The 17,757-nt window shown below is 34.6% G+C and carries 13 protein-coding genes; 8 read left to right on the plus strand and 5 right to left on the minus strand.

Annotated features, from left to right (window positions below):
• Positions 1 to 547: 547 nt before the first annotated feature.
• Complete coding sequence (locus GQS07_RS00380; protein WP_158209168.1) at positions 548 to 2,929, minus strand: hypothetical protein; 2,382 nt, start codon at positions 2,927 to 2,929, stop codon at positions 548 to 550.
• A 671-nt stretch (positions 2,930 to 3,600) separates the two neighbouring features.
• Here GQS07_RS00380 and GQS07_RS00385 point away from each other — a divergent pair.
• The 5 genes from GQS07_RS00385 to GQS07_RS00405 all read left to right on the plus strand — a co-directional run bounded on the left by GQS07_RS00385 (position 3,601) and on the right by GQS07_RS00405 (position 10,394).
• A complete protein-coding gene (locus GQS07_RS00385; RefSeq protein ID WP_158209169.1) occupies positions 3,601 to 4,023 on the plus strand; it encodes a hypothetical protein in 423 nt (140 codons plus the stop codon).
• A 118-nt stretch (positions 4,024 to 4,141) separates the two neighbouring features.
• Entirely contained in the window at positions 4,142 to 5,530 is a 1,389-nt protein-coding gene (locus GQS07_RS00390) for a TolC family protein (RefSeq protein ID WP_158209170.1), read from the plus strand.
• 11 nt (positions 5,531 to 5,541) lie between these two features.
• Positions 5,542 to 8,715, plus strand: coding sequence for an efflux RND transporter permease subunit (locus GQS07_RS00395; RefSeq protein WP_158209171.1), 3,174 nt, complete (start codon positions 5,542 to 5,544; stop codon positions 8,713 to 8,715).
• 26 nt (positions 8,716 to 8,741) lie between these two features.
• Complete coding sequence (locus tag GQS07_RS00400; RefSeq protein WP_158209172.1) at positions 8,742 to 9,839, plus strand: efflux RND transporter periplasmic adaptor subunit; 1,098 nt, start codon at positions 8,742 to 8,744, stop codon at positions 9,837 to 9,839.
• 18 nt (positions 9,840 to 9,857) lie between these two features.
• Complete coding sequence (locus GQS07_RS00405; RefSeq protein ID WP_158209173.1) at positions 9,858 to 10,394, plus strand: TlpA family protein disulfide reductase; 537 nt, start codon at positions 9,858 to 9,860, stop codon at positions 10,392 to 10,394.
• Between the two features lie 44 nt (positions 10,395 to 10,438).
• Here the strand turns inward: GQS07_RS00405 and GQS07_RS00410 are convergent, their stop codons facing one another.
• Both GQS07_RS00410 and GQS07_RS00415 read right to left on the minus strand, forming a co-directional pair.
• The gene (locus GQS07_RS00410) at positions 10,439 to 11,245 is read right to left on the minus strand and encodes a lysophospholipid acyltransferase family protein (RefSeq protein ID WP_158209174.1); all 807 of its coding nucleotides are present in this window, start codon (positions 11,243 to 11,245) and stop codon (positions 10,439 to 10,441) included.
• A 155-nt stretch (positions 11,246 to 11,400) separates the two neighbouring features.
• Positions 11,401 to 12,039, minus strand: coding sequence for an NUDIX hydrolase (locus GQS07_RS00415; protein WP_158209175.1), 639 nt, complete (start codon positions 12,037 to 12,039; stop codon positions 11,401 to 11,403).
• Between the two features lie 50 nt (positions 12,040 to 12,089).
• Here GQS07_RS00415 and GQS07_RS00420 point away from each other — a divergent pair, with 50 nt between their 5' ends.
• Both GQS07_RS00420 and GQS07_RS00425 read left to right on the plus strand, forming a co-directional pair.
• The gene (locus tag GQS07_RS00420; RefSeq protein ID WP_158209176.1) at positions 12,090 to 12,533 is read left to right on the plus strand and encodes a DUF4268 domain-containing protein; all 444 of its coding nucleotides are present in this window, start codon (positions 12,090 to 12,092) and stop codon (positions 12,531 to 12,533) included.
• A 128-nt stretch (positions 12,534 to 12,661) separates the two neighbouring features.
• Positions 12,662 to 14,464, plus strand: a complete 1,803-nt coding sequence (locus GQS07_RS00425) for a hypothetical protein (protein ID WP_233269291.1) — start codon at positions 12,662 to 12,664, stop codon at positions 14,462 to 14,464.
• 92 nt (positions 14,465 to 14,556) lie between these two features.
• Here GQS07_RS00425 and GQS07_RS00430 read toward each other — a convergent pair whose 3' ends face one another.
• Together GQS07_RS00430 and GQS07_RS00435 are read right to left on the minus strand one after the other, a co-directional pair.
• On the minus strand, positions 14,557 to 15,747 hold the full coding sequence (locus GQS07_RS00430) for a GlmU family protein (RefSeq protein ID WP_158209178.1): 1,191 nt from the start codon (positions 15,745 to 15,747) through the stop codon (positions 14,557 to 14,559).
• 132 nt (positions 15,748 to 15,879) lie between these two features.
• Positions 15,880 to 16,131, minus strand: coding sequence for a type B 50S ribosomal protein L31 (locus tag GQS07_RS00435; protein ID WP_090407597.1), 252 nt, complete (start codon positions 16,129 to 16,131; stop codon positions 15,880 to 15,882).
• A gap of 275 nt (positions 16,132 to 16,406) precedes the next feature.
• Here GQS07_RS00435 and GQS07_RS00440 point away from each other — a divergent pair, with 275 nt between their 5' ends.
• Complete coding sequence (locus GQS07_RS00440; RefSeq protein WP_158209179.1) at positions 16,407 to 17,702, plus strand: S28 family serine protease; 1,296 nt, start codon at positions 16,407 to 16,409, stop codon at positions 17,700 to 17,702.
• Positions 17,703 to 17,757: the final 55 nt, after the last annotated feature.

Below are 17,757 nucleotides of genomic sequence, written 5' to 3' on the forward strand. Positions count from 1 at the left end.
TTCTTTTTAACTAAAACAAACTTCAAATACAACATATGATAAATATCATTTTTTAAATAATCATACTGTTATATTTAGGCATATTTTCCGTTTTTTTGTTATCTACCTCTTAGCAACCTGCCTCTTCAGTCCCATTTTAGACAATGTTTATCACAAAAAGTCACATTTCCTGAAGAATGCTATAGCAAAGTACTACATTTTGTGAACATTACCACATAAACAAACCTACCTTTTAATACCAAAAACTACTAACTATAATAAATAGATTGTAATTAATTCATTAATTAACTTAATAAACTAAGCTTTACACAATAATCATAAAGTTTAAAATATTTCATTTTACTTTATGATAACATAATTTACACTCTTCTTAGCTATGTTAAATATGCAAGTTTAAACTGTTTAATCTCTTGTTTCCAATCCAGACATCTATAAAAAAATAAAACACTACGCGTTTTTTTTTGTAAGCCTTTTTATTTTCCTTTGCTTAGTGACTAAAAACAAAAAATCCCAAACAAAATTGTTTGGGATTTTATATCATTACTTATTATTTATTTAATTGGTAATATTTACTGACGAATGCATTCCAAAATAACTGAGCCTTGCTATCTAACTCTTTATTGCCATTGCCAAATACATCAAAATCATTCGATGCTGTCTCTCCTTCCTTATAAAAGTAATAATAGACATACATCTCCTTTTTCCATACATTTTTTGACTTTAACCCAAAAAATGACTTAATCTGTTCATTGCGCTCATCAATATTGAAGCGAATCGTAATATTTTCCTTTTGGAAATAGAAATCTAAAGAAGTATCAAAAACTTCTTCCTTAATATCCTTTCGCTGTACTCTTGGGACTACCTTCAAATTTACATCATCACTTAACCAACCTTCTACTCTTATTTGACGTCCTCCTGTTATATAATCAACAATCTTATTTAAATGGGCTACATTTCCAAATGTATCTTCTAAAGGATAATTAGTTATTGATTCAACTTCTTGCCGATTAAACACCCATAAACGATTCAACGCTTCTCGCTCTTCTTTAGGTAAATTATACTCTGCCGGAATATCCTCAAGCGTCCCTTTATAGCGCTCATTATGTTCATAGGTTGACTTCATCAAATCAAAGTACTTTGATGCTTTTTCAAAATCTTCTAATCCGTGATAAGCCCAAGCTAAACTAAACCAGTAATTAATATTAGCTACCTCTTCATTTAATTCTACGTACTTAGACTTACTAAAAAAGGCTTCGGTCATATCGATTGAACTATGGTAATCTTTTAATTCATAACGCAGATATGTAAACATATCGGCTGCCATATAAATCACCTCTGCAACCACGTCTTCATCTTCTATCTCTTTTAACTCAAAGTCAACACGAACCGCTTTAAAATATGCTTCAGCTTGTTCAAATTTACCTGCGTTCAAATAGTTTTTTAAGATTCTCCCTTTTATTGCTACATAAGTTGCACTATATACATCGTAATAACTTAATAACTCATTAGCAAAATATTCAACCTCATCATACTCTTTCATCAATTCAGCCAAACGTAATCCGCTTTCCATATTTTCCCAAAAAGGAGCAGCTTTATACCCTTTTCTATGCAATTGTAAAGCTTCAACACAGTCTTCAACGGCATAATTCCCATCTGTTAACTGTACAATATTCTTACTTACTATCCCTAAATTATTGCACATCAAAGCATACCCGTGTTTATTGTTGTTTACTTTATTACCAACACCAGTTTCAAAATAAGTTTCTGCAAGAGGAATTGCATACTTTCCAATATTACTCGCATTCTCATAGTAAACTAAAGCCTTTTCAATATCGTCATTATCGCGATACTCACTTCCTTTCTCAAGAAAAAGAGTCATTAAATTATATGCGAAAAAACCTTCACAATCTAACTCATAACCATACTCTTGAATATCAATACCTAAACGTTCTCCTAATTCGTAAAATATAAAATAAAGAGGTCCTTCTATCTTTTTATTTTGATCAAAATACTGATGCAAATACTCAAAAGCACGTTTGGTATTCTTCTCTACACTTAAATAATACTTTGCCTTCATCTGTAAAGCAAAGGCATTATCAGGATTTTCTTCCAATCCTTTTTCAATTAATGAAGCATACTTTGCACCAACCTCACGTACATTTTTATACCCACATTCTGTAGGATAATCAACTGCAATAGCATACATTAAATACAGCAATCCCCATTCGTTGTCTATTTTTCCTGCCTCATATTCTACTTCTATTGCTTTTACAAATACGCTACAATATGCATTACTGTGAAAATTATAAAAAGAATTCATATAAATAAAAGCTTCTCCATACTTACCTCTTTCAAGAAATAGATTACCACCTTGAAATCCTGTGTAATAATGATCTGGAGCGTGTTCAAAACTCATTCTATAAAAAGCTTCTGCTGTACTAAAGTCTTCCAACTCTCTGTAGAGGAAAGCTATTTTATAATATGTATCTCCGAACTCTTTATCTTGTAAACTATAATCATCTTTTAGCTTTGAAATTTCAATCAACTTATCGTGTAAAACTTCAATTGCTTTCTCTTTTAGTTCTAACTTATGTTCATACGACCACGCTATTAAGTCGTAAGCAGAAAAAACAGCTTCTTTGTCATTTGACACATTGTCAATAATTTCTTGTGCTGTAGAAAGTATTACAGAGACATCATCATAGTATGGACCATTGTGAATACTTATTTTCCAAAACAGAGCCTCTACATTTAAGGCATTTTCTCGCAAGAGCTCCTCTACAATAGATAATACCTGTTCAGACAAACTTTGATTCTTTGCATAAAAAATAGCCTTCTCTTCTTCATTAGCCTCCAATAATTTGTCACCAACTATCAATTGATCATAAAGCTCCTTAATTTCTTCTAATCTTATATCTTTTTGTGCCATATCTATTGTTTCTGCAAATTTTTAATAAAACCATAAATATACTACAATTCCCAAGTAATCTTCCTATTACATTAATGCAACTTACTATAAATGAAACTTTTTCAAACCCACTTAATTCCCTATACTACTCTCCTCATAAATTTTGCTACATCTATTATCGGCAACAACACTATAGTCTCTAATTTTAGAAAACTATCTTCATTATATAGTCGCTTTACACTAAAATAAATCGATTATTCTTCAAATCTTCTTTGATACTCCTACTACACTCCTACCACATTCCCACCACACTCCTTCGACAAAACGACCGTTTTCCTAAGGAATCTCGAACTTGTGTCGAACTTGTGTCGAACAAGGTTCCTATTTAACTACATTAAACCCTAAACAAATACATAGCTAAAGCCGTTATTATTGCTGACTTAAAGGCTATAAATACGTCATATAAATCATTTTTAAAAACACCTCTATTACACTTAATAAACAAGAGAAAATGCACTTTTAGACATTTTTTTAACCAAAAAAACAGAAAAACATACCTTTTTACCTCAAAAAACTACCTCTTTTTATTTTAAAACACCTCATAACATCTATTCATAGCCTCTTTTGCTATTAACAAATCTTTGTCATTTATTCCTTTGAACTATTAACAGAAACATATATGTTTGCGTAATATGAAAAAAATCAATTCACATAACATTAAATCTCAAGGTCAAAGGTTCTTTGCCCTATTTAGTCTTTTGTGGGTTATTTTATCTTCGTGTACTGTTCAAGCTACTATTTCTGCTCTTAGCACAAATGACTTAACTTCTATTGAACAAAGCACTAAACCCAATAAACCAAAGCACAGTAACAAAGTTGTTTTTAGCCCAGAGAATTGTCAGAATCAATTCACTGCTGATAGCGATATTGTGATACAAAAAGCAGGTGTAGATATCAGCAACCCTTATGTTGCCTTGCTTATCTCTACTTTTGTTTTCTTCTTTTTTGGCTTTGCGTTTTTAAAAGACTTCACTGTTCACCCTCTGTATAGTAGCAATACGCTGCTTAGAGGAAACTTACCTCTGTTTATACAACATCAGAATTTTAGAATTTGATTTAAAAGCAACGATTTAGCTACGCAATATTCACACTATTGGGTAAGCATTACTATGCTTAAATTTTTCAAATTAATCAAGGCTATCAAGCTTTTACAGCCTTTTCAAAATCTTCCTGATGATGAAAAAACACCTTTTTACAACCGCTGTTGTAGGAGTGATTACTCTTACTGCTCAATGGGGGTACGCCCAAAATACGCCTCAATTTTCACTAATTGATTTGTGGGAAAAAACTGAACAAAACTATGTGGGACTACAAGCTAAAAATGCCTCTGTAGATGCTGCACAACATCATTATAAATCTTCTAAAACGGAAGCGTTACCACAACTTCGCATTCAAGCACAAAACTCTTATGGTTCGTTTGAAGGTAGCAATGGTGCTTTCTTTCCGCAACCTGGTTTTTTTAACGTAAGTGGTAATCCTGATGCGTTTGACGGAGCAGATAATACAATGAACACTTTCGGCTCTGCTGTTGTGGAATGGGAAGTATTTGCTTTTGGCAAACAAAAACAAGCTACTAAAGCAACGAAGGCTTCTTTAAATAAGTCTATTGCTGATAAAGAGGCTTATGCTATTCAACTCAAAAAGGAACTGACAACTCGCTATATCCGTACTTTATACAATGAGGCTAACTTAGATTGGACACAGAAAAACACCAATCGCCTCAATGAAGTACAACGTATTACTGCCAGTTTAACTGCAGCAGGAATGAAACCACAAGCTGATAGTTTACTGGCACATTCTTCTTATTTACAAGCGTTGAGTCAGCAAGACTTATGGCAAGGAAATAAGGAAAGTTCGCTTATACACTTAGCTGAACTAACGGGGGAAGAAAGCGGAATGAATACAATTGAAACCGAGCGTTTTCTAACATTTTCTACAATTGAAAATCAACCTGCTACAGCAATTGAAAACAATCACCCTTTCTTACAATCACTTGAACACCAATCGGAATCACTGATGCATTCAAGTAAATCTATCGCTCGCAGTGGATTACCATCCTTCAAAGTTTTAGGAGGATATGCTGTTAGAGGGTCTGGAATAGACAAGTCTGGTTATGTATCTGATCGTTGGAAAGATGGTTTCTCAAATAGCGTAGATAACTATCTGGTTGGTGTTGGACTAACGTGGAACTTTACAACTCTTTTTACGAATAAGCACAAGCAAGAAAACTTTGCTAAAATGGCTAAGAGTGTTGATTTTCAAAAGGAACAATACAGCCAACAAATGCAAGCGCAATTGGCGTCGAGCATCGCTAAAATCAATGAGCAACAAAAGCAATTGCAAAAGACAAAACAGGCTATTGAGCAAGCACATCAGGCTTACACAATGTATTTAGCACGTTATAAAAGTGGTTTAATTGCTTTGAGTGAATTATTGCAGATTCAATCGCTATTGCAACAAGCTGAGAAAACGCATATAGAAGCATCTCAACAGTATTGGTTACAATTAGTAGCACAAGCAACATTGACCACTGATTTCCAATTTCTTTTCAACAATCTTTAATTCAACTTACTATGAATCTTATTCGATTTGCATTGAGGAAACCGATTGCGATTATGATTATCGTATTAGCAATGGGCTTTTTATCAGTTAATGCAATTAAAAAAATAAACGTAGATATATTCCCTGAAATAGAATTGCCTTCTATTTACATTGCTATGCCGTATGGTGGACTATCTCCAGCTTATATGGATGGTTTTATGGCTAATGAGTTCCAAAAGGTATTACTTTTCGTAGGGGGAGTTCAAAATATTGACTTTAAAAGTGTACAAGGATTAACGTTGATGAAACTTTCGTTTTATCCTGGTACAGATATGGCACAAGCAGCGGGAGAAGTTTCTACCCAAGTATCGCGTGCAATGGGATTCTTACCTCCTGGTGCGGTACCTCCTATGGTGGTGCGTTTTGACGGTAGTTCACTGCCTGTGGGACAATTAGTTTTTGAGAGTTCTCAGCGTTCTATCACAGAACTACAAACAATGGTACAAACGCGCATTAGACCAATGTTTGTGCAAATTCCTGGGGTTACAGCTCCTGCTCCTTTTGGTGGAAACGTGCGTTCGATTGTAATTAGCTTAGACCAACAAGCAATGCAAGCAAATGGCTTAAACCCAGAAGAAGTAACACTTGCTATTACACAGAATAGCCACCCTTCTCCTGCTGGTAATATCCGCATTGGAGAAGAAAACTTAATGGCGCCGATTAACTCAATTGCCAAAAATCAAGAGACTTTCTTAAACACACCAATTAAGAATAAAGACGGTAGAACAATCTATATCAAGGATGTTGCTAATGTACAAGATGCGGCTGACCAAACAACGGGGTATGCTTTAATTAACGGCTCTCGTTCTGTTTACTTGCCTATTATCAAAAAGGCAGATGCCTCTACAATTGACGTGGTAAACAACTTGAAAGAGTCGCTGCCAATGCTTAAAAACACCCTTCCAGAAGACGTGAGTATTCGCTATGAATTTGACCAATCGAAATACATTGAGCGTTCGTTGACAAACTTAATTCACGAAGGTATTTTAGGTGCTTTGTTTACAGGACTGATGATTTTCCTTTTCTTAGGAGATCCCCGTGGAGCGTTAATCGTAATTCTAACCATTCCTGTTGCTATTTTGTCGGCGGTTGCTACCCTATACTTCTTTGGTCAGACCATTAACATTATGACTTTAAGTGGTCTTGCCTTGTCAATTGGTATCCTCGTCGATGAAGCCACCGTAACCATTGAGAATATTCACCAACATATGGAAATGGGCAAGCGAAAGCCTAAGGCTATTTTAGATGCGTTGTTAGAAATATCTATTCCTAAATTACTGATTTTACTGTGTATTCTTGCTGTATTAACGCCAGCATTTATTATGGCGGGAATCCCAAGAGATATGTTTATGCCTCTATCTATGGCAGTAGCTTTTGCAATGATATTCTCTTTCTTAGCTTCTCAAACTTTTGTGCCTATTTTGGCAAACTGGTTAATGAAAAACAAGTTGAAGAAAGTTTACAAATCTAAGACTAAAAGACAACGCAAATTTTTTGAGAAGTTCAGACTGCGTTATTCGCAAGTGGTGCGTGTTTCACATAAACGTTCAAGAGTATTATTTATAGGGTATGTTGCGATTGCTATTGGTGCTATAGCTCTGTTATTGCCTGTAATTGGAATGGATATTATGCCAACGTCTAACAGTGGAGATTTCCAAATTAGAATTGAAGCACCACAAGGAAGTCGCTTAGAAAAAACAGAGGGGATTGTCAAGGATATCATTGGTGACATCAAGTCTATTCTACCTGAAAATGGGTTGTCTATTACCTCAGCTTATGTGGGTATGCAACCGTCAGGTACGCCAATTAACCCTATTTTCTTGTTTACAAATGCCTCTCACGAAGCCGTATTACAAGTAGCTGTTGACCAAAGCATATACACTGGTTCTATGGTTGAACTAAAAGAAAAGATTCGCCTTTTAGTAGCAGAAAACAGACCTGATGTACAAATCAACTTTGAACCGATGGAGTTGGTTGAAAAGATTATGGGACAAGGTGCTATGACGCCAATTGAAGTAAAAGTAGGTTCTCGCCAAATAAAAGTGGCAGAGGGACACGCTAAGAAAATTGAAGCTGAGTTAAAACAAATTCCTTATTTAAGAGATATACGCATAGCAGAACCGCTTGCTTATCCTTCTTTACAAATTGAAGTGGACAGAGATTTATTAGGACAATTTGGTTTGACGATGAGAGACGTTACTAAAAGTTTAGCTACAGCAACTTCATCTACGCGTTTTACTGACAAAAACTTATGGGTTGACCCTAATTCGGGATTAGTATTCCAGGTGCAAGTTCAGATTCCGGAAGGAGATATGAATAGCGAACAAACACTACGTGCTATGCCTTTGAAAAAAGGAAGCCTACGCCCTACTTTAGACGATGTGGCAACAATTACTCGCGTTCCTGAAGCGGCACAAGTAAACCGTAAAGGTCCAAACCGCTATGTTACCATTATTGCTAATATTCATCAAAAAGACTTAGGATCGGCTTCTAAAGCAGTTAAAAAAGCCATTGCTAATGTGGGAGAAGCACCGAGAGGTACAATGGTATGGACAGAAGGTACACTTAATTTATTAGACGAAACCTTAGGTAACTTATTAATCGGTTTAGGAGTAGCGGTAATTACAATTTACTTGATGTTATCTGCCTTCTATCAATCGTTCCGCCTACCGTTAGTTATTTTATCAGTATTACCAGCTGTAATCACAGGTAGCTTAATTGTTCTATTCCTAAGTGGTAGTACGCTAAACTTACAGTCGTATATGGGAATCATTATGTCGATTGGAGTTTCTGTTTCCAATGCTGTTCTCTTGATTAACCAAGCAGAACACTACCGAAAAGAAGTACGCCTACGCCCTGTTAATGCAGCAAGATTAGCGGCTTCATCTCGTTTGCGCCCGATTTTAATGACAGCAGCGGCGATGATTGCAGGTATGTTACCAATGTCGTTAGGACTTGGAGATGGTGGAGAACAAGTAGCTCCATTAGGACAAGCGGTAATCGGAGGATTAATTGCTTCAACAATCACAATTCTGTTGTTGCTACCTCATTTCTTTACCTCTATGATGGCGAAGTCAAGCATCGTTGGTCCTTCATTAGACCCTGATGATAAAGACAGTAAATATTACGAAGTAGAAACTAATTAACAATGACTCAAAAATTTCAATATAGTATGAAAACTTTTTTATTTTCATTCCCTGTGAAAGCAGTGCTTGCATTCTCAGTTTTACTAACAGCTTGCTCGTCTAAAGAAGAACAGCAAACTACAACACCAACAACAGAAACGGCTAAAGTAACCATTACTACTTCGCCTATTCAACATATTAATCTTTCTTATACAGTTTCAGTTCCCGGTGAAATGAAACCGTATGAACAAGTAGCCTTGTATTCAAAGGTTTCTGGTTTTATAAAAACGCTTTACGTTGACCGGGGAGATCAAGTAAAAAAAGGGCAATTATTGGCGTTATTAGAAGCTCCTGAAGTAAATCAACGCCATTTATCAGACAAGTCGGCCGAACAAAAAGTACACACAGATTATCTTCTTGCGAAACAAGTATATGAGCGTTTAGTTGATGCTTCTAAAACCAGTGGTGCTGTTGCCTTAATCGAATTAGAACGCGCACAAAGTAATATGAATAGTGCTAAAGCAGCTTATGAATCTGCTAAAGCAAGTACTGCTCAAGCGTATCAACAACAAGATTATTTACGCATTACAGCTCCGTTTGACGGAATTATTACGGATAGATATTTGTCTACAGGGTCTTTAGTTGGAAACAACGGAGCTCAACCTGTATTTGCAATGGCACAGAATGGAAAGTTGCGCTTAACGGTTTCTATTCCAGAAAAACACGCAGCGGCTGTTCCTGATGAAATGACAGCTACTTTTACGGTAAGTGGCGCACCAGGTCAAAAGTTTGACACACAATTATCGCGTACTTCAGGCTTGTTAAACAACCAAGACCGTTCATTGACTTTAGAGTTTGATATTGACAATAAAGACAAGAATTTTAAAGGAGGAGATTACGCTCAAGTACAGTTAAACTTACAACGCCATAATCCTACTTATTGGGTAAACACTAAAAGCATTTTGCGTTCACAAGCAGGTACTTTTGTTCTAACCTTAGACAAAGAGCAAAACTTAAAGAGAATACCTGTGAAAATGGGTGCTCAATTAGATACAATAACAGAAGTATTTGGGCAGTTAGCCCTTGACGATTTAATCATCAATAAACCTTCTGAAGAAATGAAAGAAGGTAAAGTAGCTATGTAAAATATAAAACAGCAAAATATGAAACCTATTTTTAAATCAGTAAAAAAAGCAATTGCTTTCGGAGCAATTGCCTTAATGAGTACACACTCATTTACTTCTTACGCAGCAACAGTAGCAGAGGGCAATCCACCAACGATTAACAGTTCTAAAGTAGATGCTGTTTTCTTAGATGGTGATGGTAAAAAAGTATCTTTAAGTTCATTACAAGGAAAAGTTGTCTTTGTAAACTTTTGGGCAACGTGGTGTCCTCCTTGTATCAAGGAAATGCCATCCATTCAAGCCCTAAAAGACAAGTTTGCTAAAAAAGACGTTGTCTTTATGATGGTAGATGTGGATTCACAATACGCTAAATCAAAAGCCTTTATGGATAAGAAAAGGTACACATTACCAGTATACATTCCTGGAGGTAATATCTCAGAACACTATTTAGGAACTTCAGTTCCAACAACTATAATTTTTGACAAGAAGGGGAATTTAGTACAACGCATCGTAGGAGGTGTTGATTACGATTCGCCAGAAGTTGAGAAGTTCATGAATCAAGTGTTAGCTTTATAAAACGTTCCTAAAACAAAAAAGACGAGCAATGTGCTCGTCTTTTTTTATTCATATCTACGAAGTTTATTCAACTCCTGTTCTTGTTCTAAAAACTCTTGAGGGATAACCTTTAAGAAAGAAGGATGTTGCTCAATAGCCATTTCAACTTTCTCTACGATCATATCAATTGTATCGTTTTCATAATCTATTTCCAAAGGTTCTTTAATCACCATTGACTGTAGAATACCTTTTTTCTTCAGGTACAATCCTTTTTTATCAAACGATCTTCTGAAACCGTCAATTACAATTGGTACAACCACTGGCTTGTAATTCTTGATAATATGAGCTGTTCCCTTTCTAATTGGTTTAAACGACTTAGTAGTACCTTGTGGAAAAGTAATAACCCAACCATCTTCTAAAGCTGTATGGATATTCTCTACCTGATCCTTATTAACCTTTTTCTTTTCTGTTAATTCCACACCTTTACTTCTCCAAGTTCTATCTACTGTGATAGCTCCTACATACGACAATATTCGAGGTAAGATACCCGACTTCATTGTTTCTGCCGCAGCTACATAGTACACATTTAACTTAGGATGCCAGATGTACATAATGTTTTTAATTGAATCGTCACGACCTTTTAAACTTGCATTAAACACGTGAAACATTGCCACTACGTCTGCAAAATATGTTTGGTGATTAGATATAAACAAAACATTTCTATCTGGTAAATTACGCAGTACTTCAGATCCTTCTATCTTTAAATCATTGAAACCTCTGAAGCGTTGATGCGTTGCAAAACCAAATACTCTAATAATCCATTTCTTTAAGAACAATATATGTCCAAATGGATTTCTTTTAAACAATCCCATATTCAACACTCATTAAAGCGAACTGCAAATTTACAACTTTTGGAATAGACTAACCTAAAATACTTATAATTAGTACAGAATTACGACTAAAAAAAGAAAATTACAAAAGTAAATAGCTGTAAATGTGTAAAATAACGTTAAAAAAGCAATTAAATTTAAATCGACAGCTTAATTGTCTCCTTTAACTCACTTAACATCATAGCAGTAGCTCCCCAAATAGTATAGTCATTATACACAAAAGCAGGTACATTGATGTAATCGGCATAACTCGTCTGTAGATATACATTTTGAACAATTGAGTCGTCTAATAGAGTGTTTAAAGGCATCTCTATAATATTTGCAACCTCGTAGTCGCTTGGAATAATAAGCGGAGTTTCGGTTAATACACCTAAAAAAGGTTGTACTATAAAATTACTTGGAGGAATATAGACTTGTGTAAAAGGTTTAATTACCTCAATTTGATTGGCTGTAATCCCTACCTCTTCCATTGTCTCACGCAAAGCCGTAGTTTCTAAATCTACATCTGACTTCTCAAATTTCCCTCCAGGAAACCCAACTTGTCCTGAATGTACTCCCTTATAAGTTGCACGTTCAATCAACAATAGTGAAGTTTCTCCTTCTTTAGGATACAAAAGCATCATCACAGCAGAGGTTCTTGGATGTCTCTCTTTAAATTTCTCTACATCTAAATACGGTCTTCTTTCAGTAGGTACCATAACCTCTTGGGCCTCTATACCAAGAAGCTCAGTGCTTTTAATTGCTTGTATTTGATGAAAAAAAGTTTCAAAAGTCATATCTTCGCGCTACAAATTATTTGTATTATAAAATTACAATTTTATTACCTATGTTCAGTAAAGAAGAAGCACAAAGAATAAAAAGAGAGTTTTGGATAACATTTGCAGATGTTTATCCTCGTAAATGGCTTTTGCACAATACCAAGATTAAAGACTTTGCATTTAAATTTTATGCTGACAATAAAAAAGCACAAGTGTTATTGGATATAGAACATAAAGATGAAGAGAAAAGAACTATTTATTTTCAAAAAATTGAGTCTTTAAAAACAATACTTTTAGAAGAGTATTTACCTGAAGCTATCTTCGAAGAAAACTTTTATTTAGAAAATGGAAAGCTTGTAAGTCGTATTTGGATCGAACAAACAAATGTTTGTATCAATAACAAAGCTACTTGGAATGATATTTATGACTTCTTTAATGAAAAAATGGGACTTTTTGAATTATTTTTCTATGAATATGAAGATTATATTCGTGATTTAGAAATAAACACGTAAGTTTATCGTTATAAGAAAACCTTACTTTTTATACTGTATTAACGGATATGCGTGATTGCTTTTACATACTATTTTTATGTTTATTCTTTTGGATGCCCTCAAAAGCACAAGAATTAGAGCCTATAAAAATGGATAGCGTAGCAACAACTACTATACATTATTCAAAAGCAGAAATCCCTACAGTTATAGAACGCGACACTACTCGTATTTTTAAAAACTTAGAGGAAAACAATAAAAAAACTAAGTTTGGGAGATTAATCAATAAGCTTATTTATAAAAATAATAGAAAGCTTGTTGCTAATGCTCCTGAACTTAAACTTGACCAACACTTAGAACTTGGTGAAGGAAAAATTATTAGAAATATCCGTATAACCACTTTAGATCCTTTTGGTTATTCAGATTCCGACTCTTTGCGTAAGCCTACAAAAAGCTTAGAAAAACTTGGAAATAACTTTCACTTAAAAACAAAGAAATTTACCATTCGTAATTACCTTATTTTTAAAGAGGGAGATAAATTCGACTCCCTTAAAATAAAGGAAAGTGAACGTTTAATACGTACCCAACGTTTTGTGAGAAGGGTTACAATGTATGCAATACCTACTTCATCTCCCGACTCTGTTGACGTGTTAATTAGAGAGTTAGACTCGTGGAGTATTTACCCAACAGGTTCCTTATCAACAAACAACCTTCGTTTTAAACTGACAGACCGTAATTTTGGTGGTTTTGGACACGATGTAATCTTACAATATCGTTCGCGTTACAAAGAAAGAGGAAAAGAAGGAATGCTTTTCAGCTATTCTGTAAACAACATTCAAAACACCTTTATACGCGCCAATGTTTTGTTTAATCAAGATGTTTGGCAGAACTATGTAAAAGGAGTTGTTGTAGATCGTCCTTTTTATTCACCCTATACTAAATGGGCAGGAGGAGTAAGTGTTTCTCAACGATTTAAAAGAGATTCACTTCCAAATCAAGCACAAGATAAATACAGTTTAGAGTCTGTCAAATACAATACTTATGACTATTGGGCAGGATATTCCATACCATTGTTTAAAAGCTATAAAGACAAACCTGTAATAACAAATTTACGTACGTCTTTACGCTATGTGCAACAGAACTTTTTAAAAACACCTAATGAGATATATGATCCTTTAGAATACTATCGAGATCAAAGGACCTATCTTGCCTCTATTAGTTTAAGCTCTATTAACTATGTACAAGACCGTTATATCTTTAATTATAACTTAATTGAGGACGTACAAGTTGGAAAGGTATTTGCTATCACAGGAGGAATGAAAGACCAATACTCTAAGCGTCGCGCTTATTTTGGTGCTAAATTCTCTATCGGAGGTTATACAAGATTAGGTTATTTTGCAGGAAACATAGAATGGGGTAGTTATTTCTTTGGCAATAAAGCAGAACAAGGAGCATTTAGATTAGAAGGTACATATTTCACTAAACTCTTTATGATGGGCAATTGGAGGTTCCGTCATTTCTTCATCCCCCAATTAGTTTTAGGTACTAATAGAATAGATAATGTTGGTGATGAATTGCGCTTAGACGGTGTTATACAAGGAATAAGAGCTCAAAAAATAACGGGGACACGTAGGTTTTCAATGGCATACCAATGGCAGTCCTACGCTCCGTATGAATGGAAAGGATTTCGCTTTAACCCATTCTTTAATATAGAAACAGCTTTTATGGGAGATAAGAACAACCGCTTTTTAGACTCAAAATTGTATTCTCGTTTTAGTATTGGAGTAGTAGCGAATAACGATTACTTGGTATTTAGTAAAATAGCGATATCATTGATATTCTACCCTACAATGCCAGATGCTGGTTCAAGTATTTTTAGAGCTAATTCAAGTCAATATGATATGTCGTTACCTAACTTTAATTACGACAGACCACAAACAGTATCATATTATTAAGAATACATTGTATCTTGTAGTGTGTATGATAAATAACAAAGCATAAAAAAAGGGGCTATCTCAATGAGATAGCCCCTTTTCACATTTTCATATTATCTTTTCAAACTGTGTTGAAATCTCTCTAATTCAGTATCTGCAGCAATTTGACGAATTATCTCCTCATCAATTGGTGTTAACTCGATATGTCTTCTTTCCATTACAATCTTCATTGTCTCAATAGCCTTGTCTACTTTGTAGTGATCTGTAGATTCTACACCACCCCAAGTAAAGTTTGGCAAGAATGTTTTAGGAAAACCACCTCCAAAAATACTACAAGACACACCTACTACTGTTCCTGTATTAAACATAGTGTTAATACCACTTTTACTGTGGTCTCCCATCATTAATCCACAGAACTGTAAACCTGTATTCTCATAATCACCTGTTTCATAGTTCCACAATTTAACAGGTGCATAGTTGTTCTTTAAGTTAGAGTTGTTTGTATCTGCTCCTAAATTACACCATTCCCCTAAAACCGAGTTCCCTAAGAATCCGTCATGTCCTTTGTTTGAATAGCCGAACATTACAGAGTTATTCACTTCTCCTCCTACTCTACACTCTGGTCCAACTGTAGTAGCACCATATATTTTAGTTCCCAATTTTACTTGGGCACCTTCACAAAGAGCAAAAGGTCCACGAATAATTGACCCTTCCATAATCTCGGTGTCCTTACCGATGTAAATTGGACCTGTAGAAGCATTTAAAGTAACAAAAGCTAACTTTGCACCTTCTTCAATAAATACGTTCTCTGGAGCAATTACATTAACATTAGAAGGGATTGGCTCTGATATTCTATCTTCCGTAACAAGAGCAAAGTCAGCACGAAGCGCCTCATCGTTCTTTTGGAAAATATCCCATTTATTAGCAACTTGTATTAACTCTCCTTCATAAGAAATTAATGTATAATCATTAAAATCTACTTCCTCTTGTGTTTCTTGTGTATAAAAAGCAATGATATCTTCTTGATAAACTACAGCCTGCATTGGCTCTAAGTCTAAAATAAGGTCAGCTAATTCACGGTTTGGCAAGTATGATGCATTAATCATCACATTGTTTTCTACCTCTACCATTGGAAATTTAGCAGACAAATATTCTTCCGTTAATGTAGTTGTAGTATAACGCAGGTAAGTCTCCCATTTTTCTCTAATTGTAAGAATACCAATACGTATATCAGCTACTGGGCGAGTAAAAGTAAATGGCAATAATGCCTCTCTTACGTCTCCATCAAATAAAATATAATTCATAATTAATCGGATCTTTTTCTAATTGAAATCAAAGTTACTTTAATCAGCTGGAAAAACACAACATTTTCTCACAACGGACCAAAAAAAAACCTCTCAATTGCTTGAGAGGTTCTTATTATATGATATACTAAATTATTTTTTGAATTTAGCGTATTTAGTTTTGAATTTGTCAATACGTCCTGCAGTATCGATAAGTTTAGATTTACCTGTGTAGAATGGGTGAGATGTACGAGAGATCTCCATTTTGAACACTGGGTATTCTACTCCGTCAACTTCGATAGTTTCTTTTGTATCTACTGTTGATTTTGTGATGAATACGTCTTCGTTAGACATATCTTTAAATGCTACTAATCTGTAATTTTCTGGGTGAATACCTTTTTTCATGATAAATTCTATTTAAATTTTGAGTTATTTTCCGTCCCGAAGCTTTCTATTTTCAAGAAAGGTGTAAACTTCCGATAACTTTTTTGTTATAATTATTTACTTTTCAGTGTGCAAATGTACAACTAAAATTCAATTATCAAATAAGTATTTAAATTATTTTTTGTTCAAACAAAGTATAATCCCTATCTTTTTGCTTTCCAAGGCTTCAAACTTGGATTTATATCATATTGATAAACCTAAACTATTTTTATAACACCTTCAAACACACAAAACCAATGCAAAAAACACTCACTACCTTACTCTTTTTATGCTTCTACTTACTGTCTTTTGCTCATCCCGACAAAAAGGTTGTAGAACAAGCACTTTACAATTTAAAGAATGTAACTTTTAAACAGATAGAAACAAATGACGATGACTATCTGTTGTATGAATTGTTTATACGACAATTAGTAGATCACAACGACCCTTCTAAAGGGTATTTTAAACAAAAAGTACATTACTACCACAGAGGTTTTGACAGACCAACGATTATGGAAACCAACGGGTATAATTTATATGTACGCGCAAGTGAAATGGTAAGCTACTTAAACAGTAATTACCTCAATATAGAACATCGCTATTTTGGCGAGTCAATTCCTGATGGCAAACCGTGGGAATTTCTGACAATGGAACAAGTAACAACCGATCTACACGAAATTAACCAATTGTTTCGTGAATTATACCACGGAAAATGGATTAGTACGGGTATTAGCAAAGGTGGACAAACGGCTATTTACTACAAATACTTCTACCCTAATGATGTTGATGTAGCGATTCCTTACGTAGCACCATTTAACCAATCCTTAGAAGAACCACGTATCTACCCTTTTCTTGAACAAGTTGGAGATAAAACGTGTCGCGACAAGATTTACACTATTCAAATAAGCTTGTTTAAAAACAAAAAGGCAATCTTAGAAAAGCTAAATTGGTATGCTAAAGGAGCTAACTTGACTTTTGACTACTTAGGTTCTCTTGAAAAAGCTTTTGAATATGCAGTATTAGAATATAGTTTTGGCTTTTGGCAATCTGGGCATTCTTGTACTGTATTTCCAAATACTACAAACTTAGACGAACTAACAGAGCACTTTTTAAGTGTGAGTAACATCGACTTCTTTAGCGATAAAACAATTGAACGTTTTGCTTCACACTTTTACCAAGCGGGCACACAATTAGGATACTATGGGTATGATATTACACCTTTCAAACAATACGTTAGCTTTGACCAAAATCCACTGGCTACTTTTATGCCAAAAGGAACTACATATGACGTATTTTCTGACGAATTAATCCAAAAGGTAAAAACGTGGTTAGATACAGAAGCAAACAACATTCTTTATGTGTATGGAGAAACAGACACTTGGAGTGCGTCTATGGTAATACCAACAAAACAAGTAAATTCTAAGTCTTTTGTTTTACCTGGTAAAGACCACGGACAAGCAAGAGTTAAGAATATGACACCACAAATGAGAAAAGATTTCTTTAAGTCGTTAGAACAATTGACAGGCTTAAAACCTCAAACGCAAACGCTTTAACCAGCTAAAACATATAAACAAGAAGTGATGTACAGAGTCACTTCTTGTTTTATAC

Source organism: Myroides phaeus (assembly GCF_009799805.1).
In the GTDB taxonomy this organism is placed as follows: Bacteria; Bacteroidota; Bacteroidia; order Flavobacteriales; family Flavobacteriaceae; genus Flavobacterium; species Flavobacterium phaeum_A.

Coding starts and splice junctions, on each gene's coding strand:
- GQS07_RS00430 (WP_158209178.1), bottom strand. CDS start 15,747: ATGAATTATATTTTATTTGATGGAGACGTAAGAGAGGCATTATTGCCA.
- GQS07_RS00405 (WP_158209173.1), top strand. CDS start 9,858: ATGAAACCTATTTTTAAATCAGTAAAAAAAGCAATTGCTTTCGGAGCA.
- GQS07_RS00435 (WP_090407597.1), bottom strand. CDS start 16,131: ATGAAAAAAGGTATTCACCCAGAAAATTACAGATTAGTAGCATTTAAA.
- GQS07_RS00400 (WP_158209172.1), top strand. CDS start 8,742: ATGAAAACTTTTTTATTTTCATTCCCTGTGAAAGCAGTGCTTGCATTC.
- GQS07_RS00420 (WP_158209176.1), top strand. CDS start 12,090: ATGTTCAGTAAAGAAGAAGCACAAAGAATAAAAAGAGAGTTTTGGATA.
- GQS07_RS00385 (WP_158209169.1), top strand. CDS start 3,601: ATGAAAAAAATCAATTCACATAACATTAAATCTCAAGGTCAAAGGTTC.
- GQS07_RS00390 (WP_158209170.1), top strand. CDS start 4,142: ATGATGAAAAAACACCTTTTTACAACCGCTGTTGTAGGAGTGATTACT.
- GQS07_RS00425 (WP_233269291.1), top strand. CDS start 12,662: ATGGATAGCGTAGCAACAACTACTATACATTATTCAAAAGCAGAAATC.
- GQS07_RS00415 (WP_158209175.1), bottom strand. CDS start 12,039: ATGACTTTTGAAACTTTTTTTCATCAAATACAAGCAATTAAAAGCACT.
- GQS07_RS00395 (WP_158209171.1), top strand. CDS start 5,542: ATGAATCTTATTCGATTTGCATTGAGGAAACCGATTGCGATTATGATT.
- GQS07_RS00380 (WP_158209168.1), bottom strand. CDS start 2,929: ATGGCACAAAAAGATATAAGATTAGAAGAAATTAAGGAGCTTTATGAT.
- GQS07_RS00410 (WP_158209174.1), bottom strand. CDS start 11,245: ATGGGATTGTTTAAAAGAAATCCATTTGGACATATATTGTTCTTAAAG.
- GQS07_RS00440 (WP_158209179.1), top strand. CDS start 16,407: ATGCAAAAAACACTCACTACCTTACTCTTTTTATGCTTCTACTTACTG.